20 protein-coding genes and 1 tRNA gene are annotated in these 20,815 nt (G+C 70.3%); 11 read left to right on the top strand and 10 right to left on the bottom strand.

All coding sequences use genetic code 11. The features are described 5' to 3' along the window. Positions 1-214: 214 nt before the first annotated feature. From ACZ5VQ_RS13170 to ACZ5VQ_RS13155, 4 genes are all read left to right on the top strand, one after another. Positions 215-1,693, top strand: coding sequence for a VCBS repeat-containing protein (locus tag ACZ5VQ_RS13170; protein WP_469104939.1), 1,479 nt, complete (start codon positions 215-217; stop codon positions 1,691-1,693). A gap of 98 nt (positions 1,694-1,791) precedes the next feature. Then, positions 1,792-3,249, top strand: coding sequence for a VCBS repeat-containing protein (locus ACZ5VQ_RS13165; protein WP_469104938.1), 1,458 nt, complete (start codon positions 1,792-1,794; stop codon positions 3,247-3,249). A gap of 185 nt (positions 3,250-3,434) precedes the next feature. Continuing rightward, a complete protein-coding gene (locus ACZ5VQ_RS13160; protein WP_469104937.1) occupies positions 3,435-4,895 on the top strand; it encodes an FG-GAP-like repeat-containing protein in 1,461 nt (486 codons plus the stop codon). Positions 4,896-5,005: 110 nt separating this feature from the next. Beyond that, positions 5,006-5,758: a VOC family protein gene (locus ACZ5VQ_RS13155; protein WP_469104936.1), complete on the top strand. Its 753-nt coding sequence runs from the start codon at positions 5,006-5,008 to the stop codon at positions 5,756-5,758. Here the strand turns inward: ACZ5VQ_RS13155 and ACZ5VQ_RS13150 are convergent. Together ACZ5VQ_RS13150 and ACZ5VQ_RS13145 are read right to left on the bottom strand one after the other, a co-directional pair. Beyond that, on the bottom strand, positions 5,736-5,912 hold the full coding sequence (locus ACZ5VQ_RS13150; protein WP_469104935.1) for a DUF397 domain-containing protein: 177 nt from the start codon (positions 5,910-5,912) through the stop codon (positions 5,736-5,738). The two genes, ACZ5VQ_RS13155 and ACZ5VQ_RS13150, sit on opposite strands and share 23 nt — an antisense overlap. Before the next feature lie 11 nt (positions 5,913-5,923). Continuing rightward, positions 5,924-6,766: a helix-turn-helix domain-containing protein gene (locus tag ACZ5VQ_RS13145; protein WP_469104934.1), complete on the bottom strand. Its 843-nt coding sequence runs from the start codon at positions 6,764-6,766 to the stop codon at positions 5,924-5,926. A gap of 202 nt (positions 6,767-6,968) precedes the next feature. Between ACZ5VQ_RS13145 and ACZ5VQ_RS13140 the strand changes: the two genes are divergently transcribed. The 4 genes from ACZ5VQ_RS13140 to ACZ5VQ_RS13125 all read left to right on the top strand — a co-directional run bounded on the left by ACZ5VQ_RS13140 (position 6,969) and on the right by ACZ5VQ_RS13125 (position 10,453). After that, the gene (locus ACZ5VQ_RS13140) at positions 6,969-7,361 is read left to right on the top strand and encodes an ATP-binding protein (RefSeq protein WP_469104933.1); all 393 of its coding nucleotides are present in this window, start codon (positions 6,969-6,971) and stop codon (positions 7,359-7,361) included. A gap of 58 nt (positions 7,362-7,419) precedes the next feature. Next, positions 7,420-7,815, top strand: a complete 396-nt coding sequence (locus tag ACZ5VQ_RS13135) for a nuclear transport factor 2 family protein (RefSeq protein WP_469104932.1) — start codon at positions 7,420-7,422, stop codon at positions 7,813-7,815. Positions 7,816-7,927: 112 nt separating this feature from the next. After that, positions 7,928-9,382: an integrin-like protein gene (locus tag ACZ5VQ_RS13130; protein WP_469104931.1), complete on the top strand. Its 1,455-nt coding sequence runs from the start codon at positions 7,928-7,930 to the stop codon at positions 9,380-9,382. Between the two features lie 60 nt (positions 9,383-9,442). Continuing rightward, positions 9,443-10,453, top strand: a complete 1,011-nt coding sequence (locus ACZ5VQ_RS13125; protein ID WP_469104930.1) for a Yip1 family protein — start codon at positions 9,443-9,445, stop codon at positions 10,451-10,453. Between the two features lie 17 nt (positions 10,454-10,470). Here ACZ5VQ_RS13125 and ACZ5VQ_RS13120 read toward each other — a convergent pair whose 3' ends face one another. After that, on the bottom strand, positions 10,471-11,868 hold the full coding sequence (locus ACZ5VQ_RS13120) for an FAD-binding oxidoreductase (RefSeq protein WP_469105029.1): 1,398 nt from the start codon (positions 11,866-11,868) through the stop codon (positions 10,471-10,473). Between the two features lie 208 nt (positions 11,869-12,076). Here ACZ5VQ_RS13120 and ACZ5VQ_RS13115 point away from each other — a divergent pair, with 208 nt between their 5' ends. Continuing rightward, entirely contained in the window at positions 12,077-13,462 is a 1,386-nt protein-coding gene (locus ACZ5VQ_RS13115) for a sulfite oxidase (RefSeq protein ID WP_469104929.1), read from the top strand. Here the strand turns inward: ACZ5VQ_RS13115 and ACZ5VQ_RS13110 are convergent. From ACZ5VQ_RS13110 to dcd, 4 genes are all read right to left on the bottom strand, one after another. Beyond that, the gene (locus ACZ5VQ_RS13110; RefSeq protein WP_469104928.1) at positions 13,353-14,093 is read right to left on the bottom strand and encodes a hypothetical protein; all 741 of its coding nucleotides are present in this window, start codon (positions 14,091-14,093) and stop codon (positions 13,353-13,355) included. The two genes, ACZ5VQ_RS13115 and ACZ5VQ_RS13110, sit on opposite strands and share 110 nt — an antisense overlap. 17 nt (positions 14,094-14,110) lie before the next feature. Then, positions 14,111-15,142, bottom strand: a complete 1,032-nt coding sequence (locus ACZ5VQ_RS13105) for a DMT family protein (RefSeq protein ID WP_469104927.1) — start codon at positions 15,140-15,142, stop codon at positions 14,111-14,113. 217 nt (positions 15,143-15,359) lie between these two features. Then, on the bottom strand, positions 15,360-15,860 hold the full coding sequence (locus ACZ5VQ_RS13100; protein ID WP_469104926.1) for a phosphoribosyltransferase: 501 nt from the start codon (positions 15,858-15,860) through the stop codon (positions 15,360-15,362). Between the two features lie 11 nt (positions 15,861-15,871). Continuing rightward, positions 15,872-16,447, bottom strand: coding sequence for a dCTP deaminase (gene dcd, locus ACZ5VQ_RS13095; protein WP_143640041.1), 576 nt, complete (start codon positions 16,445-16,447; stop codon positions 15,872-15,874). Between the two features lie 577 nt (positions 16,448-17,024). On the opposite strand from dcd, the gene ACZ5VQ_RS13090 reads away from it, so the two are divergent. Further along, positions 17,025-17,095, top strand: a tRNA-Gly gene (locus ACZ5VQ_RS13090). Positions 17,096-17,510: 415 nt separating this feature from the next. Here ACZ5VQ_RS13090 and ACZ5VQ_RS13085 read toward each other — a convergent pair. The 3 genes from ACZ5VQ_RS13085 to ACZ5VQ_RS13075 all read right to left on the bottom strand — a co-directional run bounded on the left by ACZ5VQ_RS13085 (position 17,511) and on the right by ACZ5VQ_RS13075 (position 19,246). After that, positions 17,511-17,921, bottom strand: coding sequence for a PIN domain-containing protein (locus ACZ5VQ_RS13085; RefSeq protein WP_469104925.1), 411 nt, complete (start codon positions 17,919-17,921; stop codon positions 17,511-17,513). Continuing rightward, positions 17,918-18,139: a type II toxin-antitoxin system VapB family antitoxin gene (locus tag ACZ5VQ_RS13080; RefSeq protein ID WP_469104924.1), complete on the bottom strand. Its 222-nt coding sequence runs from the start codon at positions 18,137-18,139 to the stop codon at positions 17,918-17,920. The genes ACZ5VQ_RS13085 and ACZ5VQ_RS13080 overlap by 4 nt, the downstream gene beginning before the upstream one ends. Before the next feature lie 264 nt (positions 18,140-18,403). Next, positions 18,404-19,246: a helix-turn-helix transcriptional regulator gene (locus ACZ5VQ_RS13075; protein ID WP_469105028.1), complete on the bottom strand. Its 843-nt coding sequence runs from the start codon at positions 19,244-19,246 to the stop codon at positions 18,404-18,406. 151 nt (positions 19,247-19,397) lie between these two features. Between ACZ5VQ_RS13075 and ACZ5VQ_RS13070 the strand changes: the two genes are divergently transcribed. After that, positions 19,398-20,357, top strand: a complete 960-nt coding sequence (locus ACZ5VQ_RS13070; RefSeq protein ID WP_469104923.1) for an NADP-dependent oxidoreductase — start codon at positions 19,398-19,400, stop codon at positions 20,355-20,357. The last annotated feature ends 458 nt before the right edge of the window (positions 20,358-20,815 follow it).

Here is a 20,815-nt window from a genome sequence, read left to right as displayed (position 1 = left end):
GCAAGAGCCCCTGTATGCCCCAATTAGGCCTCTGACCTCAGAAGTCGTCCTCAAAAACTCCCGCCTCCCGTACAACCCTGCCCCCTCCTCATGGGTCTTGTGATCGCCAACCGCCCGTAAAGCCCAGGAGAACTCCGGGCAAATGCGAGCGGTACGCACCCCATTGGCTGCGGGCGCCCGCCAGGCGCCCCCGCATGCAGCAGGAGAATCCCGCATGCACAAGCATCTGCGACTCACCCTCGCGACGGCGTCCGTTGCCGCGCTGACGGGGGGTCTGCTCACCTTCTCGGCGATGACGGCCACGGCCGCCGACTCGACGACCGTGCCGCACGCCGACTTCAACGGCGACGGCGTCGGCGACGTGGCCTTCTCGGCCGCGGGCGCCTACGTGAACGGCCGCGCGACCGCGGGCCAACTCGTCACCCTCTACGGCACCGCCACCGGAGTGTCCTCCGCCAAGCGGTCCACGCTCAGCCAGGACAGCGCCGGGGTCCCCGGCACCGCCGAGGCCGGGGACGGCTTCAGCGCGGAGACCGCGTACGCCGATTTCAACGGCGACGGATACGACGACCTCGCCGTGTCCGCCCCGCGGGAGAAGGTCGGCAGCGACACCAACGGCGGCACTCTCGCCGTCCTGTGGGGCTCCGCGAGCGGTCTGACCGGCAAGGGCGTCACCATCGCCGACCCGGCCGTCTCCTCGCACGACTACTGGGGCAAGAACCTCGCCGCCGGCGACTTCGACGGCGACGGCACGGCCGACCTGGCCGTCGGCAACTCCTCCAGCACGGTCTACGTCTACAAGGGCGGCATCAGCGCGTCCGGTACCGCCGTGGGCGGCCGGTACACGCTCAAGCCCCCGATCCAGTCGGGCGGCGACGCCCGTGGCCCGATCAACCTCACCGCGGGCGACGTCAACGGCGACAAGAAGACCGACCTGGTCGTCGACGGCTTCGAGACGGAGACCGACTACGGCTGGGCCAGGAACTACTTCGTGCCCGGCGCCGCGAGCGGCCTCGCCATGTCCTCGGCGCAGATCGTGAAGCCGGGCGCGATCACCGCGATCGGCGACGTCAACGGCGACGGTTTCGGCGACATCGTCTCCGGCGCGTACTGGAGCAACACGACGACCGACGGCACGACGGTCCCGGACTCGGCCTTCGGCGGCAAGGTGAACATCACCTACGGCACCGCCGAAGGACCGGGCGCGACCACGGGCATCACCCAGAACACCGGCAACGTCCCCGGCACCTCGGAGAAGAACGACTTCTTCGGCTACGAGCTGGACCTCGGCGACATCAACGGCGACGGCTATCAGGACATCGTGGTCAGCTCCGCCGGCGAGGACCTGAACTCCATCACGGACACGGGTGCGGTCACCGTCCTGTACGGCTCGGCGAACGGCATCGACACCGCTTCCGGCACCCAGTACTTCGCGCAGAGCACGGCGGGTGTGCCCGGCAGCGACGAGAAGAACGACGCGCTCGGCGCGGACGCGAAGCTCGACGACGTCAACGGCGACGGCCGGGCCGACCTGCTGGTCGGCTCGTACGAGAACGCGGGCAACGGCGCGGTGCTGTACCTGCCGTCGAACGGCACGAAGATCACCACGTCCGGCTCGCGGTCCGTCTCGCCGAGCAGCGCGGGTGTGTCGACGACCGGCACGCCGTCGTTCGGCGTCAACTTCGCCGACTGAGTTCGCCGACCGAGCACGTCCCGTCCCTCTTTCACCATCCGACGGGCCCCGCACCACACAGGTGCGGGGCCCGTCGTCCCCACTACCGGAGACCTCCCTTGCGCAAGCGCACGCTCCTCCTGGCCACGACGCTCACCACCGCCCTCACGACCGGGCTCCTGATCGCCCTCCCCGTCACCGCCTCCGCCGCCCCCTCGGGCCTGAAGGGCGACTTCAACGGCGACGGCTTCGGTGACGTGGCCTTCGCCGCGCCGTACGCCAAGGTCGGCGACCAGGGCATGGCCGGGTACGTGGCCGTCGTCTACGGCAGCGCGACCGGCCTGGACCCGGCCAACCACACGGTGATCGACCAGAGTTCGGCCGGTGTGCCCGGTACACCGGAGGCCGAGGACACCTTCGGTTCGGCGCTCGCGGTCGCCGACTTCGACGGTGACGGCTACGCGGACCTCGCGGTCGGCGCGTCCGGCGAGGACGTCGACAGCGATGTCGACGGCGGCACGGTCGCCGTCCTGTGGGGCGGCGCGAGCGGTGTCGCGGGCGGTACGACGGTGAAGGACCCGGCGGCCGGCACGCACGACGAGTTCGGCCGCGTCCTGACGGCGGGCGACTTCGACGGCGACGGCAAGGCCGACCTGGCCGCGGGCACCACCGCCTCGCACGCGTACGTCGTCAAGGGCGGCTTCACCCGCTCGGGCACGACCGGCGCCGCCCAGCGGATCGCGCTGCCCGAGACCACCCCGTACGGTGCCGACGCGATCAAGGCCGGTGACACGAACGGCGACGGGAAGGCCGACCTCGTGCTGACGTACCGGACCGAGCTGACCGGGGACGGTCCCAACAGCTGGTCCAAGGGGGTCGCGTATCTCGGCACGTCCGCCGGCCTGGAGACCTCCGTGCCGCGCGGCCTCGGCGGCGGCACGTCCATCGCGATCGGCGACATCGACGGGGACGGCTACGGCGAGATCGCCCTCGGCAACGTCTTCACCGCGGAGGACGACCACTCCGGCAGCCTCGGCGGCCGGGTGACGGTCGTCCGCGGTTCGGCGGGCGGCCCGGTCAACGGCGACGCGCCCATGGCCGAACTCACCCAGGACTCCCCGGGCGTGCCCGGCGCGGACGAGGAGCGCGACGGCTTCGGCAGCGCGCTCTCCATCGGTGACGTGAACGGCGACGGCTACGGCGAACTGGCCATCGGCGTCATCTTCGAGGACATCGAGACGATCGAGGACACCGGCTCCACGGTCCTCCTCCAGGGCTCGGCGGACGGCGTCTCCGAGACGGGCGGCCGCACCCTCTCCCAGGCGTCCTCGGGCGTCCCGGGCAGCGCGGAAGCCATGGACTACTTCGGCTCCGACGTCCTCCTCACCGACGTCACGGCCGACGGCAAGGCCGACTACACGGTCTCCGCGAGCTTCGAGGGCGAGGGCGTCGGCGCGGTCACCGCGATGCTCTCCGACGGCACCGGCATCTCCCCGAACGGCGACCGCGGCTTCGGCCCCGGCGCGTTCGCCCGCCCGTACACGTACGGCGCGTTCGGCGCCGGCCTCACCAACTGACCCTGAGCGCTCGCTCACCGTCGTACCGGGCCCGGCACCTCCCAGGTGCCGGGCCCGGTTTGCGTGTGTACGCCCCCTTGGCCACACCGAAATCACCAGCCACAGAAATTCACCAAACCTCCGTACAACCGTTCCCCTATCTCCAATGGTCTCCTTTGAGTCAACCGCCCACTTTTGGAGTCCTCTTGCGAAAGCGCACCTGCCTCCTGGCCGCCGCCATGCTCGTCTCCGGCCTGTCCCCGCTCGCCCTGGCCGCTCCGGCCTCCGCGGCCGCCGCCAAGTACGTCGACGACTTCAACGGCGACGGCTACCGCGACCTCGCCGTAGGTGATCGCGGTGCCAAGGTCGGCGAGGCGCAGAACGCCGGCGCGGTCGTCGTCATATGGGGCACGGCCAAGGGGCTGGACCCCTCCAGACGCACGGTCGTCACCCAGAACAGCCCGGGCATCCCCGGCGCGTCGGAGTCGAACGACTACTTCGGTACGGACGTAACCACGGCCGACCTGAACAAGGACGGGTACGCGGACGTCGTCGCCACCGCGATCGGCGAGACCAACGACGGCCGCTCCGGCGCGTTCACCGTGCTGTGGGGCTCCAAGTCCGGTCTCACCCGCGGCAGTTCGTACATGAACCCCCTCTACGAGGACCGCAGCTTCGCCAAGGACATCGCGGTCGGCGACTTCGACGCGGACGGCAGGCCGGACGTGGTCGCCGTCGACTCCGAGAACATCCTGTTCATGCGCGGCCCGTTCACCACGTCCGGCTCCCACGGCAAGGTGACCGACTTCGACCCGCGCGGCGGCGAGGAGATCACTCCGGAGACGGTGGTCGCCGGAAAGGTCACCAAGGACGGAACCGTCGACTTCGCGGTCCTCGGCAGTGAATGGGACACGGCCGTCGGGGCGTTCAGGGACACCGTCTGGTTCTACAAGGGAGGCTCCGGCTCCCCGAAGCGGACCAAGACTGTCAAGCTCCCGTCCTCCACGACCCTCGTGTCCAGCGGCGCTGCGATCGCCGACTTCGACAAGAACGGATACGGCGACCTGGCGATCGGTGCCGAACGCGCGGGCACCGGCGGCGCGGTGTACGTCCTGCCCGGCACCTCGACGGGCCCCAGCGGCTCGGTGAGGACCCTCACCCAGGCCACGTCCGGCGTACCCGGCACCCCGGAGACCGGCGACGACTTCGGCGGCGACGTCTCGGCCGCCGACACCAACGGCGACGGCTACCCCGACCTCGCCGTGGGCACCCCGGGCGAGATCATCGCCGCGGAGACGTCCGCCGACACGGGCATGTCCGTCAAGGCGGGCGGCCCGCCGCCCCGGATGGCGGCCGGCGCGGTCACCGTCCTGCGCGGCAGCGCGTCCGGCCTCACCGGCAAGAACGCCCGTGCCTACGACTACAACACCGCGGGCATCGAGGGAGAACCCGGCGAGCGGGCCGCGTTCGGCTACTCGGTGAGCCTCCGTGACTACACCCGCGACGGCCGCGCCGAACTGCTCGCCGCGGCTCCGTCGACACCACAGCGCCTCCACCTCCTGCCGGGCACCTCGTCGGGCCCGACGGGCACCGGCTCCCAGGTCCTCACCCTCGCGAGCCTGGGCCAGACCGCTCTCACCAACTTCTGGGCCGAGCTGGCGGATTAATCGCGGATTGACCACGGATTGGCCGTGGACCGACCGTCCACACCGGCCGCGCCGCGGTTACCCTCGGGGAGTCATCAAGTTTGACTACCGCGACTGCCCGAGGGAGCCGCATGGCCAACGAGGTCACCATCCCCCTGCTGCCCTGCCGGTCGATCGACGAGATCACCGAGTTCTACGGCAAGTTGGGCTTCACCACGACCTATCGGCAGACCCGCCCGAACCCCTACGTCAGCGTCCAACGCGAGGACCTCCAACTGCACTTCGCCGGGATCGAGGGCTTCGACCCCGAGCAGTCGTACGGCTCGTGCGTGGTGATCGTCCCCGACACCGGGGCCATCCACCAGGCCTTCGCCGAGGCCATGCGGGCCGCCTTCGGCAAGGTCCTCGTGTCCGGCATCCCCCGGATGACCAGCCCCCGCCGGCGCAAGAACACCGGCAAGCAGTCCGGCTTCAGCGTCGTCGACCCGGGCGGCAACTGGATCCGCTTCTTCCCGGCGACGGAGGACAAGGACGTACCGGACGAGTCCTCGTACCCCACGGGCAGGCTCACCAAGGTCCTGGAGAACGCCATCGTCCTCGGCGACTCCAAGGGCGACGCCCACCAGGCCGCCCGCATCCTGGATGCGACCCTGACCCGCGAGCGCGCCTCCGCCCACCCTGTCGAGCTGGTCGAGACCCTCGTCTACCGCGCGGAACTCGCCCTACGCCTCGACGACCCGTCCCGGGCCCGCGCCCTGCTGACCGAGGTCGGCGGGGTCCCGCTGGGGGACGACGAGCGCGCCCGCCTCGCCAACACCCTTGCGGTGGCGAGGGAGTTGGAGGGAGCGCTGCCCACTGCCCCTACGGGCGAAGGTGCCGTATGAGGGCGGCGAGCCCGACCCCGGTGGCAGCTATGACCGTGTCGGGCTCGTCGCTTTCACGGAGGAGAAGGGTGTCTTGGCGTGCGGCGAGTTCCACACAGTCGTCGCTGTCACCCCCGCCGGAGAAGGAGGACTTCTGCCAGGCTTCCTGTGCCATGTTGAGGCCTTTCACATCCGCTGAAGGAGGTGGTGGATGAAGTCCCTTGACTCTACGACGCCCAGGGCCACCTTCTCGATCGTGCGAAGCATCGCCCGATAGCGGTTGAGCTGAGCCTCCGCGTCCAGGTAGGCACCCCCGTGCTTGGTGTCCACCAGGACGGTGTCCAACTGCGGAACGGGGCCACTCGCGTACACCAGCGGAGCACTGATCCCGGCAAAGCCGTCCACGTCGAACGGCACAACGCGCACGGTCACTTGAGGTCTTTCCGACTGCTCCAGGACGTGCAGCAACTGGTTCCTGGCAACCTTGCTGTCTGCGGCTCGGATCCGCAGCGCGGCTTCGTGAATCACGGCTTCGTAGGCGACCTCGCCCAGGACCTCCTGGCGCCGCAGCCGATAGCGCACCCGCGCTTCGCGTTGCTCTTCGGAGAGCAACGGCACCGACGAGGCGAAGATGCCCCGCATCTGCTCCTCCGTCTGCAACAGCCCGGGCATGTGCACGGTCTGGAACGTCCTCAACTCGGCCGCGTGATGCTCCAGTTCGGCCACGTTCAGGTACCCGGCAGGCACCTTCCCCCGACAGCCTTCCCACCAGCCGCTCCCTCGCTCGGCCGCCATGCCCACCAGCGCCTCCACAAGCGCGGCGTCATCACACGCGTACTGGTCGGCCAGATGCCGCACCCGCTCCGCGCTCACCCCGACGCGGCCCGCCTCCGTCATCGAGATCTTGCTCTCGGCGATGCCCGACGCCTGGGCCGCCTCCCTCGCGGTCAGCCCCGCCCGCTCCCGGAGCTTTCGCAGCTCCGCGCCGAGCCGTTGCTGGCGCGCGGTGACGATGCTTCTTGCAGGCATACGGCCCTTCCTTCCCGGCAGTTGGGACTACGAGTATTCCAGTTCACCTTGACCGGGGTGATACACCACCCCTACTGTAAGTGACGCAACGAACACTCCTCGGAGCGGAAGTGCATCCCCCCGTCATGCCACGCCACGCCATGCCGGGCCAGACAGAGCCACCGCCCCGACAACCCCCCACCACTCCCCACCAGGAGACCGCATGCCCATGCCCACCCCCTGGGAGTACACCCTCTACATCCCCCACGACCCCCGAGCCGTAGGCATCTGCCGCCGCGCCCTCCGCGACATCCTCACCAGCCACCACCTCCCCGCCCTCGTCGAACCGGCGGAGCTACTCGCCTCCGAGCTCCTCGGGAACGCCATCCGGCACACCGAGGGCCCCGCCGCCCTGAAGCTCAGACGGTCGGGGAACTCGTTCCGGCTGGGCGCGTGGGACACGGATCCCGCGCCGCCGACCACGAAGCCCCAGGACGACGAGACGGGCCGCGGCCTGCGGATCGTGCGCGCGTACGCCGACGACTGGGGCTGGTTCCAGGTCAACGGCACGGCGGGCAAGTACGTGTGGTGCGAACTCGGCACGAAGGCCGAATAGCGCGGATAATCAAGACGTCGGCCATAAGACGCCAGGCAAAGGAAAGGCGGCGATCACGATGGCTGAACACCCGAACGCAACGCTCGTCCGCAAGGGATATGAGGCTTTCACGCGGGGTGACATGGACACCCTGCGCGGTCTGATGGCGTCGGACTGTACGCACCACGTCCCCGGCAGTCACCAGCTGTCCGGCGACTACAAAGGGCAGGACTCGATCATCGGCCTGTACGGCCGGCTCTTCGAGGAGACGGGCGGGACCTTCAGCGTCGACCTGAGCCATGTGCTCGTCGACGGCCGGGGCCACGCGGTCTCCGTGCACCGCTACACGGCCGAGCGCAACGGCAAGCGGATCGAGCAGAACGGCTGCCTCGTCTTCCGGATCGTGGGGGACAAGTTCACCGACATCGACGAATGCCAGGAGGACATGGAGAAGGAGAGCGAGTTCTGGGCCTGACGGCCCGAGAATCGCGCACGCGGCAACGAACGCGTACGGGGCCACAACCCCTGGCGGCCTCCAGGTGTCACACAGGTGAACCACAGTCCCCGGTCACCACCCTGGAGCCCCCGTGCACATACGGACGTACGCAATCGCCGCCACCGTCGCCGCGGCGGTCACCGCGGGCCTGACACTCGCGCCCGCCGCGGTCGCGGCCCAACCCTCCCCCACCACAAGCGACTTCAACGGCGACGGCTACGCGGACCTCGCCGTCGGCGTCCCCGACGCGGCCGTCGGCGGCAAGGCGAAGGCCGGTTACGTCAACGTCGTGTGGGGCGGTCCGAAGGGGCTGGGCTCCCACGGCAGCATCCGGGTCAGCCAGTCCACGGCCGAAGTGCCCGGCTCTCCGGAGACGGGCGACCGGTTCGGCGCCTCCGTGGTTCTGGAGGACCTCAACGGCGACGGCATCGCGGAGCTGCTCGTCGGCGCCCCCGGCGAGGACGTCACCGACCGTGGCGTGGACGCGGGCATGGTCACCGTCGTGGGCGGCGCGAAGGGCGGCCCGGGCCACGGGTCCACGGTCCTGACCGGCCCGGCGGCCTCGGCGGCGTACGGCGGGTCGGTCGCGGCGGCCGACCTGACCGGGGACGGCAGCAGGGACATCGTGATCGGCGGCCGGGACAGAGTCGTGCTGCGCACCGCCGACGGCAGCCTTACCACCGTCCTCGACGCTCCCATGGGCGGCCGCGCCCCGATCCTCGCCACCGGCGACTTCACCTCCGACGGCACGGCGGACCTGGCCCTGGCGTACTGGACGGTCGACGCCCCCTTCACCCAGTCGCACGTACGGCTGTGGGCCTGGGACGCGGCGGAGCAGGGCATGGCCAACACCTGGAACACCGACAACGCCGGTGTCTCGGCCCTCGCCGCCGGTGACTTCGACGGGGACGGCAACGACGACCTGGCCCTCGGCGAGTGCCGCGAGATCGCCGACGAGAACATCGACGACCCGTGCGGCCCGGAGGAGTACGCGAAGGGCGGCGGCATCCACGTCCACTACGGCAGCGGCCCGGACGGCTCCTTCGGACACCGCGCGCAGACCCTCGACCAGAACACGGTCGGCGTGCCGGGCGTCGCCGAGACCGGCGACCGCTTCGGCGCCTCCCTGGCCGTCGCGGACGTGAACGGCGACGGCCGCGACGACCTGGTCGCGGGCGCCCCCGGCGAGGCGATCGGCACCCGGGCGGGCGCGGGCGCCGCGACCCTCCTGTTCGGCGGGGAGACCGGCCTGGTCGACGCGTACGGGGAGGGCCACTCCGTCGCGTACCAGCAGGACACCCCGCGCGTCCCCGGCGTCGCGGAGGCGGGCGACGCCTTCGGTGCCGCCGTCGCGGCCGGTGACTACGACCACGACGGCAGGGCGGACATCGCGGTCGGCTCCCCCGGCGAGAACACGAGGTCCGGCGGTGTGTGGGTGCTCCCCCACGCGAGCGCCGACGGCTCCTACACGGTCACGCCCGCCAAGCTCGGCCTCCCGGCCGTGGCCGGCGGGCTCGCGTACGGCCAAACCCTGAGCAGCCACTGAAAAGTCCCCGAGAATCTCCCCGGAGAACCCTCGCCGGTCCCCTGGGAAGTCCCTTAGGGGATGTCACAGCTCGGCAGCAAAGCCGGGCCCGTTGCCCCGGGCCCGGCACGTCACTGTGCGGGACCAGGTACGTTCGATTACGTGGCTGGATTCAGGATCGGACGCGGCCGGGACAACCGCACGCAGCAGGCGCACCCGCAGCAACAGGCGCGGCAGCAGCCTTACGGACAGCAGGCCCCCCAGGGCGGCCCGTCGTACGGCTATCCCCCCGCGCCCCAGCCGTACCCGCAGCAGCATCAGCAGCGGTACGGCAATGGCGGCGGTGGCGGTGGCAACGGGCCGCAGCAGTGGCCCCAGGGGAACGGGCACGGTGAGCCGGAGTACTTCGGCGACCACGACCATCACGGTCAGGGCCCGGACCCGTACGCGGCGAACCAGCCGGGTCACACCACCGCGTTCTCCATCGGCGAGGACCCGTACAACCCGGGCGGGACGTATCGCGCGGGCCAGACGACCGCGCCCCCGGTGGGCCCGCGGCTGCACTGGAAGGAACTGCTGACCGGCGTCGTCATGCGCCCGAACCAGACCTTCCTGCAGATGCGCGACTACACGATGTGGGGCCCTGCCCTCATCGTGACGTTCCTTTACGGCCTGCTGGCGGTCTTCGGCTTCGACGGCGCCCGCGCGGACGTCATAAACGCCACCCTGTCGAACGCGGTGCCCATCGTCCTGACGACGTCGATCGCGATCGTCCTCAGCGCGTTCATCCTGGGCGTGGTCACGCACACCCTCGCCCGCCAGCTCGGCGGCGACGGCGCCTGGCAGCCCACGGTCGGCCTCTCCATGCTGATCATGTCCCTCACGGACGCGCCGCGACTGGTCGTCGCGATGTTCGCGGGCGGCGACGCGCCGTTCGTGCAGCTGCTGGGCTGGGCGACCTGGGTCGGGGCGGGCGTGCTCTTCACACTGATGGTCAAGAAGTCGCACGACCTGCCGTGGCCCAAGGCCCTGGGAGCGTCGGCGATCCAGCTGATCGCCCTGCTGTCGATCATCAAGCTCGGTACGTTCTAGGGCCTGTCCGACGGGCCCTAGGCGTCGCCCTGGGGCCAGTGCGCCGGCTCGATGTTCTGGTTGGCGTGGAAGAGGTTGTGCGGGTCGTAGGTCCGCTTCACCTCCGCGAGCCGGTCGTAGTGGTCACGGTAGGTGGCCCTGACCCGCTCCTGGCCCTCACCCGGCCCGATGAAGTTCACGTACGCACCGCCCATCGAGTACGGGTGCAGCTCCTCCTGGTAGTCCGTGCACCACTGCCTGATGAGTTCGGCGTTGTCCGGGTTCGGGTCGACGCCGGCGAAGACGCCCGACCAGTGGGCGTCGCGGTAGGCCCACGCCGTGTCGTAGGAGCCGACCCGGGCGGCGGCTCCGTCGACCGGGTAGAGGTGCATCAGCGACAGGTCGGTGGGGAGGTTCTCGCCGTACTTGAGATGGATGTCGGCGGCCTCGTCGGTGATCCGGTCGAAGAAGTCGCCACGCCAGTACCACTGCAGGCCCTTGGGGATCAGCTCGTCGAACATGCTCTGCAGCGCCGGGTACGGCATCGGGGTCGTGAAGTGGAAGGTCGGCCGGCCCGCGTCGTTCACCACCGCGAGCGTCTCGTCCAGCAGGGCCAGGTCACCGGTCCAGCACCACACGACACCGCACATCCTGTGCCCGTGGAGCTCCTCCGGGAACGGCGGCCCGGGCGGCACGGCGAGCACCGTGTAGAAGCCGTTCAGGTCCTCGGGCGCCTGCGGCAGGAACTCGCGGTACCAGCGCAGCACTTCACGCGTGTGGTCCACCGGCCACAACGTGATGCCGACGCCCACGGTGTGTACCGGGTGCAGCCGGTAGGTGAAGGACGTGACGATTCCGAAGTTCCCGCCTCCGCCGCGCAGCGCCCAGAAGAGGTCCGAGTACGAATTCTCGCTCGCCGTGACGAAGCTGCCGTCGGCGAGGACGACGTCCGCGGAGATCAGGTTGTCCACCGTCAGCCCGTACTTGCGGGTGAGGTGACCGTGTCCGCCGCCGAGGGTCAGTCCGCCGACGCCCGTCGTCGACATGATCCCGGCGGGGGTGGCGAGGCCGAAGGCGTGCGCCGCGTGGTCCAGGTCGCCGAGCAGGCTGCCGCCGCCGACCTGCGCGGTCTTCGCGACCGGATCGACCCGTACCCAGCGCATCGGTGACAGGTCGAGGGTGACGCCGTCGTCCACCAGGCACAGTCCCGGGCCGCTGTGTCCGCCGCCGCGCACGGCGAGTTCGAGCCCGTGGTCACGGACGAAGTCGACGGCGTTCATCACGTCCCCGGCGTCCGCGCACCGCACGAACGCGGCCGGCCGCCGGTCGATCATCGCGTTGTAGATCGACCGGGACTCGTCGTACGCCGCGTCCTCGGGAGCGATGACCGGGCCGCGCAGTCCGGTCCGCATCGCCTCCAGGGTCGTACCGTCCATCCCACCCGTGCCGCCGCTGCTGGTGCCTGTCGTGCCGGTGGTGCCGCCCATGACGATCGCTCTCCTCGCGAGGCCCGGTAGGTACGGTCCGTCCGCGATCGCACGTTTCATCCGCCCCAGGGCCGATATGTCAAGGGTCTCGCCGCTCGCCGTGACTGGCAATCGCGAGCGGGGTGCCCGGGCCGGGCGAGGGGAGCACCATGGAGCCATGGACGGCGGCAGCGGACGGCAGGGACACGGTCACGAGGGCGACGGCGACGGCCGCGGTGGTGGCGGCCGCGGTGGTGGCGGTGGCGGTGGCAGCGTGAGCGGCGGGGGCGGCGTGAGCGGTGGTGGCGGCGTGAGCGGCGGGGGCGGCGTGAGCGGCGGGGGCGGCGTGAGCGGCGGGGGCGGTCGCGGCAACGGCCGCGGTCTCGGCCGCATCGGTGCGGCGCGCTCACTGGCCGACGTCAGCACACCGGGCCGCGTGGCCGGACCCGACGAGGACATCAGCCACGAGGAGCTGGCTCTCGCGGCCCGCAACCACGGCCTCCTCCTGGAGGCGCTGCGCCACGACGTGACCCCGCCCGGCCTGCACTACGTACTGGTCCACTACGACATCCCCCACGTGCCGCCCGCCGAGGCCGACACCTGGACGCTCACGGTGGGCGGCCTGGTCCGGGAGCCCCTGGTCCTGGACCTGTCCGCCCTGTACTCCCTCCCGCCCGTCACCCATCGCGTGACCATGGAGTGCGCGGGCAACGGCAGGGCCCGCCTCACCCCACGCCCCGTGAGCCAGCCCTGGCTGGTCGAGGCGGTCGGCACGGCGGACTGGACCGGCGTACCCCTGCGGACGCTGCTCGCCGAGGCCGGAGTCGGGCCGGACGCCGTCGAGGCGGTCTTCACGGGAGCCGACCACGGCGTGGAACGCGGCGTCGAGCAGGACTACCGCCGCAGCCTGACGCTCGCGGACGCCACGGCCGCCGACCGGGAGGTCCTGGTGGCGTACGAGATGAACGGCGCCCCGCTGCCACCGCAGCACGGGTATCCGCTGCGTCTGGTGGTCCCCGGCTGGTACGGCATGGCGCATGTGAAGTGGCTGCGGGACATCACGCTGACGGACACCCCGTTCACCGGCTTCCAGCAGTCGGTGGCGTACCGCTACCGCCAGTCCCCCGACGAGCCCGGCGACCCGGTGACCCGCATCGCCCCGCGCGCGCTGATGGTCCCGCCCGGCTTCCCGGACTTCATGTCCCGCACGAGGGTCGTACGCCCCGGTCCACTGCGGCTGGAGGGCCGCGCCTGGTCGGGCCACGCCCCGGTGACGAAGGTCGAGGTCAGCACGGACGACGGCGGCTCCTGGCAGGAGGCGGAACTCGACCCGCCGGACGACCGCCCGGGCCACGCCTGGTCCTGGCGCCACTGGCAGGCACCCTGGACGGCGACCCCCGGCACCCATGTCCTGACGGCTCGGGCCACGGACGCCGCGGGCAACACCCAGCCGGTCACGCAGCCCTGGAACCGGGGAGGCTTCGGAAACAACCTGGTGCAACGGATTCCCGTACTGTGCGCGCAGGTTGACGGGTCGTCATCCACACACTCCCACCCGGCGTGAGGCAGACCGCGCGCGGCCGGCGGAACCCGAGCGGCCGCAACTGGTCCCCGTGACGGGCGGAGAGCGTGACCGCGACGGCGGTGCCGCCCTCCTCGTCGACGGCACGCAGCCCCGGTGCCAGCAGGTCGGCGGCGACGGTGTGGTCCCAGGCGCTGGTGTCGTCCAGCGCGCCGACGACGGCCACCTTCCAGTGGGACTCGTCGGACGCTGCCTTCTTGAGGCCGGCCGGCGGGAACGGGCGCTCCTCAGGTCCGAGGGCGAGCTCACGGGAGAGCAGGCTGCTGAAGCGCTGGTCGGGCGGCTCGGCACCGGAGCTGGGCGGCAGCCAGACGGCGGCCGCGAGCAGCGTGCCGTCCTCGCGCTCGGCCACCCACACCTGACCGTCCTCCAGGACGTGGTGGGCCAGCATCAGCCGCATGGCACGGCGGGCCTGGTCCCAGTCCACCGGTGCGGCGTCCGGATGATGCGGGACATGCGGGACGTGCGGGACGACTCCGGTATCGGCCGGCGCGATCAGGCGGGCCACGGCCGGTACGTCCACGAGTCCCGCGGCGCGCACGGTCGTCCGGGGCCGCAGCGGAAGGGGCTTCGCCATGGTCGCGGCTGTGGCCGTGGTGGCGGTCATGGTCATGTCTGGTGATCTCCTTCTCAGACGGTCCGGCTCGTGCCGGTGAGCTCGACGACGACGGGCCGTACGCGCGGGGCGGACGGGAGCCGGGCGCGGAGGAACCGGGCGCGGGCGGGGGCGGGGGCGGGAGTGGTGGCAGGCGTGAGATCGAGGGCAGGGGTGAGATCGAGGGCAGGGGCAGGGGCAGGGGCGGAGGCGGGGGCGGAGGCAGGTCGGCCGCCGGGCAGGTCGTATCGCGGCTGAGGACGACTGAGGAGGACCACGCCCCGGGCGGCCGCCACGGCGCCGGCGAGGGCGATCAGGGTGCCGGCCGTGCCGTACTGGAAGCCCTCCCCGAGCAGGCTGATGCCGATGACGGCCGCGGCGACCGGGTTGACGAGGGTCAGCAGGGCCAGCGGACCGCCGAGGCCACTGCGGTACGCCTTCTGGGAGAGCAGCAGCCCGCCCGAGGCGAACGCGACGGTGAGCACCGCGACCACTGCCACACTCCACGACAGCGTCGGCCCGACGGCGAGCTTCTGCGCCAGCGTGGAGCCGACCCCGGAGGCGATACCGGAGGCCGCGGCAAAGGCGAGACCGCCGAGGGCGGAGCTGCCGGAGGCGAAGCGGACGAGCACCGCGATGACGGCGAAGGCGACGAGCGCCACCCCAAGCACCTCACCGGTCCCCAGGGTGTCGTCGGGCGCGTTGCCCGCCGCGGTGGCGGCCAGCAGCGCGGCGAGCCCGACGAGGGTCAGGCCCATGCCTCGCCACTGCGTACCAGAGGTCCGGCGGCGGGCTGCGAGCGAGCCGAGGGGCACCGCAACCACGAGGGTCAGCGCACCGAGCGGCTGCACGAGGGTCAGGGGCCCGTACCGCAACGCCACCACGTGCAGCAGCGCGCCGGAGGCGTTGAGCCCGACGGCCCCCCACCACGAACCGCGGGCGAGCGTGCCCCGCAGATCGGCCGTACCGGCCGCGGTCCGCTCCTGGACCACGGCGGCCGCCGCGTAACAGAGCGCGGAGACCAGGGAGAGCGCGAGGGCGATGAACACCGGACTGCTCACGGCCATGACCTGCCCCTCCCCTCGATCGATACGAAACGGTTTCGTACACAAACGCTACGGGGACCACTAGCGAAACGCAAGCGTTTTTTTAACGGCAGGAAAAAACCGCCCAGGGCGACAAGCCCTGAGCGGCACATGAAGGCGCGCCCCCTTAGGGGGCGCGGGGAACTGCGCGACAAGCCACAGCGCACCCGCAGCCAATAGCGGGCACCCCAGCGGAGCGCTACGCGTCGAGAACCTGCCCGGCCCTCTTCACCACAGGCGGCAACACACTCCACGGAAAGTTGATCCACTCATCCGTGCGCTTCCACACGTACTCGCACTTCACGAGCGACTGCGACTTCTCGTAGATGACGGCGGACCGTACCTCCGCAACGGCGTCGACGCAGAAGTCGTACACGAGCTTCAACGTCTTGCCGGTGTCGGCGACGTCGTCCGTGATCAGCACCTTCTTGTCGGAGAAGTCGATGGTGTTGGGAACGGGCGCGAGCATGACGGGCATGTCCAGCGTGGTCCCCACCCCCGTGTAGAACTCCACGTTCACAAGGTGGATGTTCTTGCAGTCGAGGGCGTAGGCGAGCCCGCCGGCGACGAAGACACCGCCACGGGCGATGCTGAGCACGATGTCGGGCTCGTACCCGTCGTCGGCGATGGTCTGGGCGAGCTCGCGGACGGCGAGGCCGAAACGTTCGTAGCTGAGGTTCTCGCGCACGTCTCCGCCCATGTCTCCGCCGCTCACACCTGGGTCCGATGGAAGTTGAGGAAGGAGCGGGAGGCGGTCGGTCCGCGCTGCCCCTGGTAGCGGGACCCGTACCGGTCGCTGCCGTAGGGGAACTCGGCCGACGAGCTGAGCTGGAACAGACACAGCTGCCCGATCTTCATGCCCGGCCAGAGCTTGATGGGGAGGGTCGCGAGGTTGGACAGCTCAAGGGTCACGTGCCCGGAGAAGCCGGGGTCGATGAACCCGGCGGTGGAGTGCGTGACGAGCCCGAGCCGCCCGAGCGAACTCTTGCCTTCGAGCCGGGACGCCAGATCATCGGGAAGCGTGATGACCTCGTACGTCGACGCGAGGACGAACTCCCCGGGATGCAGGATGAACGGCTCGTCGCCCTCGGGCTCGACGAGCCGAGTGAGATCCGCCTGCTCGATGGACGGATCAATATGGGGGTAACGGTGATTCTCGAACACCCGGAAGTAGCGGTCGAGCCGCACGTCGACGCTCGACGGCTGCACCATGGATTCGTCGTAGGGATCGATCCGTACGCGCCCGGCGTCGATCTCGGCCCGGATGTCCTTGTCAGAGAGAAGCACGTCCCGAGGATACGCAGAGCGCCCGGGCCCACCACAATCCGGTGATCGTGGCGAACCCGGGCGATCGGGAACGGGGCGAACGCGCGGTACCCGGCACTGCGTACGCGCGCTGCTCGCTTTCGTGTGCTCAGCGCTCAGGACTCAGCGCTTCTCGAACTCCACGGGTACGACATTGCGGAGCCGGGCACAGCGTGGGCAACGGATCAGCCGGCCGGGGCCGAGCCGATCGGCCTGCTGCATCGGAAGCGAGGCGGTGCTGAACACGTGCCCTTCGGCACAACGGACGACGGTGCTGCGTTCCATCAAGTCCTCAGAGTCCCTTCCCCAGGAGCGGCGTCTGACTGACGAGGAAGCGCCACATTACGGGACGAAGAGGACGACCCTCCAGGCGGCACTCCGATCCCGCGCAGCCCCTCTTCAACCCCTCCACCGTACGCCCCAACTCCCGCGCCCCGCAGCCCCGTCCACCCCCCGAAACAGCACCGGGCCCCACGGCTTCAGCGCCGGGGGCCTGGCATGAGGTATGGTGATTCCGCGTTTCCGACCCCGGTCCAAACCGTCCGAACCGGCGTCTTACGCGGGTGTAGTTTAGTGGTAGAACATCAGCTTCCCAAGCTGAGAGTGCGAGTTCGATTCTCGTCACCCGCTCTTATCGAAAGCCCCAGGTCAGTGGCCTGGGGCTTGTTTATTGTCGGAGGTTTACCGGCGGAGACCTGTCTGTAGATGCACGAAGATCGGGCACGTGGTGGGCACGAGTTCTCGGTGGCCATGGCAGGCTCACCGTTTCCGACCCCAAAGGTGCCGCCGACCTGCGGTTTCGCTGTGTCAGCCCATCGGCCACGTCCGTGAGCCCTCAGCTTGCCCGTCCCCTCGGAGAGACGGATGGCGTTTACGGACGCCGCAGCACCACCGATTGCCCAACTCCTGCCCAGCAGGCAGGACTTCGACGAGCACGCCACAACGGAAACCGACGGACCGGGCGGCACTCAGGCGATGCTCTGTGTCCTCCGGCACAACAACATGGCCCGCCACCCTCGACCGACGCAGGCACGGCGGAAATCTCTCAGACGATGTCGTCGATGTTGTGCTCGGTCAGGTCGGATGCGTGCCGGGCAATAGTGCCGTAGTCGGCATCGTCGTGGAGGACAGCCAAGCCGTGGTGGGCGGCGGTAGCGGCAATGATGAGGTCCACTGCCGAGGCACTGCGATGCTCCCCGGCCTGTGCCATACGGTGTTGCACCGCGCTGATCCAACGCCCTGCATTCTTCGGCACCGCAACGTCGGGATAGAGGTCGGAGAACATCTCCGCGATCTCGTCGTACTCGTGACGGTCTCGGGCGCTGTTCAGGAACTCGGCGCGCTGCACATAGCAGGACGCGACCGCCCCGGCATCGATCGCGTCATACCAGGCCGATTGCAGCTTCGGATCGCGGAGCAACCGGACCAGGCCGGACGTGTCGAGCAGGTAGATCACCGGCTGCCCTTCTCCGCTCGGTGCAGCCTCTCGGCATCCTCGACGGCACCCCACTCACGCGCACGCTCGAAGTGACGGCTTATGCGCGCCGCACGCTCCTGCTGCTCGGCGTAGAAGTTCAAGGCGAGATTGACCGCCTCCTTCTTGGTCCGAACGTGAGCCAGCGCCATGACGCGCTCCAGGGCGTCGTCGTCGATGTCGATCTGGGTCACGGACATACCGCACCTCCCCGCAATGTTGGTGATGTACATAGAAGAATATGCCACCAACATTTACGGGTCCACCTGCCAGCTCCGGTGTGAGCAGTCGCGACGGACCCTCCAGATCAGGACCAGAGATGATGCGGTCCGGTCGGTGCAGGCGTTGCGCGCTGCACGGTCTGGCTGCTGGTTACACCGTGCCCACAGCGTGCCCGTAAGAGCGGACAATCACGGTCGACAGCGGTGCCACGAAGCGCTCACGCCTGGGGCGGCCGGTCTGGGTCAAGGGGCGCCCAGCCGGTCGGCGAGCAGTTGGAGTCTTTCGGCGTCGGGGCTGTCCTCGGCGGCGGTGCAGACCATGAGCACGGGGCCGGGGTTGCCCGGTATCGGGTAGGCGTCCCAGTCCAGGTTCAGTTCGCCGACCTGGGGGTGGTCGAGGCGCATCTGGCCGCGGGTCGGTTCCTCGACGTCGTGGAGGGCCCACAGCGCCGCGAACTCGTCGCTGCGGACCGCGAGTTCACCCACCAGCTCGACCGCGCGCGGATGGCCGGGATCGGCGGCGACCTGCGTCCGCAGCATCCCGATCAGCTCCGCGACGGTGGCCGCCCGGTTCGGGCACGCCCGGTCGGCCTCGGCGTGCAGGAACAGCGCCAGCAGGTTCCGCTCCCTCTGCGGCTGCCGGGTGAACTCCCCCAGCAGGGCACCGCCGAGCGGGTTCCAGGCCAGCACGTCCAGGAAACGGCCGACGACCAGAGCGGGCGAGGGCATCGTACGCAGCAGTCGTAGCGTGGTGTCCGGTACCTCCTCCGGCTCGTACGAACGCGGCAGGTGGGCCGGGGTACGCGCGGCGACCGCGAGGCTGTGCAGGTGGCGGGTCTCCTCGGCGGAGAAGTTGAGGGCGCGGGCGACGGCGTCGAGGACCTGTTCGGAGGGCCGTACGTCGCGTCCCTGCTCCATGCGCTGGTAGTAGTCCGAACTCACCCCGGCCAGTAGCGCCAGTTCCTCCCGCCGCAGCCCGGCGACGCGCCTCCGCGGGCCGGGCTCCAGGCCGACGTCCTGCGGGCGCAGCCGAGTTCGGCGGGCACGCAGGAAGTCGGCGAGTTCGCGTCGGGGATCGTCGCTCATGGCGTGGGAGGAGTCGGTCACGGCGCCAGTATGCGGCCGGCGCGGCCCGCGAGGGTGGGTCTGCCGGACCCAGGAAAAGGAGAACGACCGTGATGCCGGGTGCGGGGTCCAGCATCGGACACACCACAGCCGGTCACGGAAGGACAGCGACATGAAGGTCGTTCAGATCATGAGTTTCGGCACTGCGGACGTACTGCGGATCAATGACGTGGATCGTCCCGCTCCCGGCGCGGGTGAGGTGCTGGTGTCGGTCGGGGCGACCAGCGTGAACGGACACGACGTGATCGTCCGCTCGGGCGAGTTGAAGATGATGTCGGGACGCCGCTTCCCGATCGGTGTGGGACTGGACTTCGCGGGCACCGTCGCCGCGACCGGCGCCGGTGTCGAGAGCTACCGGGTCGGGGACCGGGTGTGGGGCATGGTGCATCCCCGGCAGCGGCACTCCGTCGCCGGGGCGGCCGAGTACGTCGTGGTCTCCGCGAACCGTGTCGCGCACGCCCCGGCGGACCTCTCGTCGGTCGAGGCGGCCTCCCTGGTGGTCGCGGGCGCCACGGCGCTGATCGCGCTGCGCGACAGCGTGCGCCTCGCGGACGGGGAACGGGTCCTCGTGCGGGGCGCGGCCGGCGGAGTCGGCACGGCCGCCGTCCAACTGGCGCACGCCATGGGCGGCCATGTGACCGCGCTGGCCCGCGACCGGCACGCCGGGCTCCTTACCGACCTCGGTGCCGACGAGGTCCTGGACTACGGCTCCACCACCTCGGACCAGATCGGCCCCTTCGATGTCATCGTGGACACTGTCGGCTCGGAACTGAACTGCTACCGGAGCCGGTTGGCCAAGGGCGGCCGGATGGTCACCGTCGGACTGTCCGCATCGGCCCTGGGCGCGATCGCCGCGTCGAGCGTGCACGGCTCCCGCCGCATCCGCACCTTCAGCGCCAACCCCGAAACCTCCGTGCTGCGCGACGTGGCCGACCTCGTCACGTCGGGCTCGCTGCGCCCGGTGGTCGACAGCGTGTACCCGCTCGCGGACATCGCCACGGCGCACCAGGCGTTCGAGCGCGGCGGCGTCGTGGGCAAGCACGTGGTGACGGTGCCGCGCAGCTCCGTCTGACGGAGACAGGGCGAAGCCGTCGTGTACGCCTACAGCCCTGATGCCGATGCTCTGTTCAAGGTCCTGGAGCCGACTCTGCGCAGTCTGCCGTTCCGACCGGCGCAGGTCCTTCTCCGGCGGGGGGACGCCACGACACGTGTGGATCTGCAGGCCTCCAGCGCCAGGGCGACGAACGCACCACAAGCGCACCAGATATGGCGGGAACCGCGGAGAAAGCAGCCAAGCCCCACGAGGCCACACCGCAGGCTTTCGCCCGGGTCGACGCCCGAACCAGCCCCAAATAGCCGCAGCTCCCCAAGCCGAGAGTGCGAGTTCGATTCTCGTCACCCGCTCCAGATTTCGCCGCCCAGGTCAGCGGCTTGGGGGTTTCTGTATGGTCTAGACCAATTCGAGAGGCCCGTGCCCTCTTGCCCTCCGCGTGCCCTGGGTCGAGGTCGAGCGGCCGCGTCGGGAACAGG

The sequence above is a fragment of the Streptomyces sp. NPDC033178 genome (assembly GCF_055577685.1).
This window is presented reverse-complemented; position numbering and strand designations above follow the sequence as displayed.

What these genes read in the sequence shown, in the direction of transcription:
- ACZ5VQ_RS13080 (WP_469104924.1), bottom strand. Translation starts at nt 18,139, where the DNA reads ATGTCCGTGACCCAGATCGACATCGACGACGACGCCCTGGAGCGCGTC.
- ACZ5VQ_RS13120 (WP_469105029.1), bottom strand. Translation starts at nt 11,868, where the DNA reads ATGGACGGTACGACCCTGGAGGCGATGCGGACCGGACTGCGCGGCCCG.
- ACZ5VQ_RS13105 (WP_469104927.1), bottom strand. Translation starts at nt 15,142, where the DNA reads ATGGCCGTGAGCAGTCCGGTGTTCATCGCCCTCGCGCTCTCCCTGGTC.
- ACZ5VQ_RS13140 (WP_469104933.1), top strand. Translation starts at nt 6,969, where the DNA reads ATGCCCATGCCCACCCCCTGGGAGTACACCCTCTACATCCCCCACGAC.
- ACZ5VQ_RS13135 (WP_469104932.1), top strand. Translation starts at nt 7,420, where the DNA reads ATGGCTGAACACCCGAACGCAACGCTCGTCCGCAAGGGATATGAGGCT.
- ACZ5VQ_RS13075 (WP_469105028.1), bottom strand. Translation starts at nt 19,246, where the DNA reads ATGAGCGACGATCCCCGACGCGAACTCGCCGACTTCCTGCGTGCCCGC.
- ACZ5VQ_RS13155 (WP_469104936.1), top strand. Translation starts at nt 5,006, where the DNA reads ATGGCCAACGAGGTCACCATCCCCCTGCTGCCCTGCCGGTCGATCGAC.
- ACZ5VQ_RS13150 (WP_469104935.1), bottom strand. Translation starts at nt 5,912, where the DNA reads ATGGCACAGGAAGCCTGGCAGAAGTCCTCCTTCTCCGGCGGGGGTGAC.
- ACZ5VQ_RS13125 (WP_469104930.1), top strand. Translation starts at nt 9,443, where the DNA reads ATGTCACAGCTCGGCAGCAAAGCCGGGCCCGTTGCCCCGGGCCCGGCA.
- ACZ5VQ_RS13070 (WP_469104923.1), top strand. Translation starts at nt 19,398, where the DNA reads ATGAAGGTCGTTCAGATCATGAGTTTCGGCACTGCGGACGTACTGCGG.
- ACZ5VQ_RS13115 (WP_469104929.1), top strand. Translation starts at nt 12,077, where the DNA reads ATGGACGGCGGCAGCGGACGGCAGGGACACGGTCACGAGGGCGACGGC.
- ACZ5VQ_RS13170 (WP_469104939.1), top strand. Translation starts at nt 215, where the DNA reads ATGCACAAGCATCTGCGACTCACCCTCGCGACGGCGTCCGTTGCCGCG.
- ACZ5VQ_RS13100 (WP_469104926.1), bottom strand. Translation starts at nt 15,860, where the DNA reads ATGGGCGGAGACGTGCGCGAGAACCTCAGCTACGAACGTTTCGGCCTC.
- ACZ5VQ_RS13110 (WP_469104928.1), bottom strand. Translation starts at nt 14,093, where the DNA reads ATGACCATGACCGCCACCACGGCCACAGCCGCGACCATGGCGAAGCCC.
- ACZ5VQ_RS13145 (WP_469104934.1), bottom strand. Translation starts at nt 6,766, where the DNA reads ATGCCTGCAAGAAGCATCGTCACCGCGCGCCAGCAACGGCTCGGCGCG.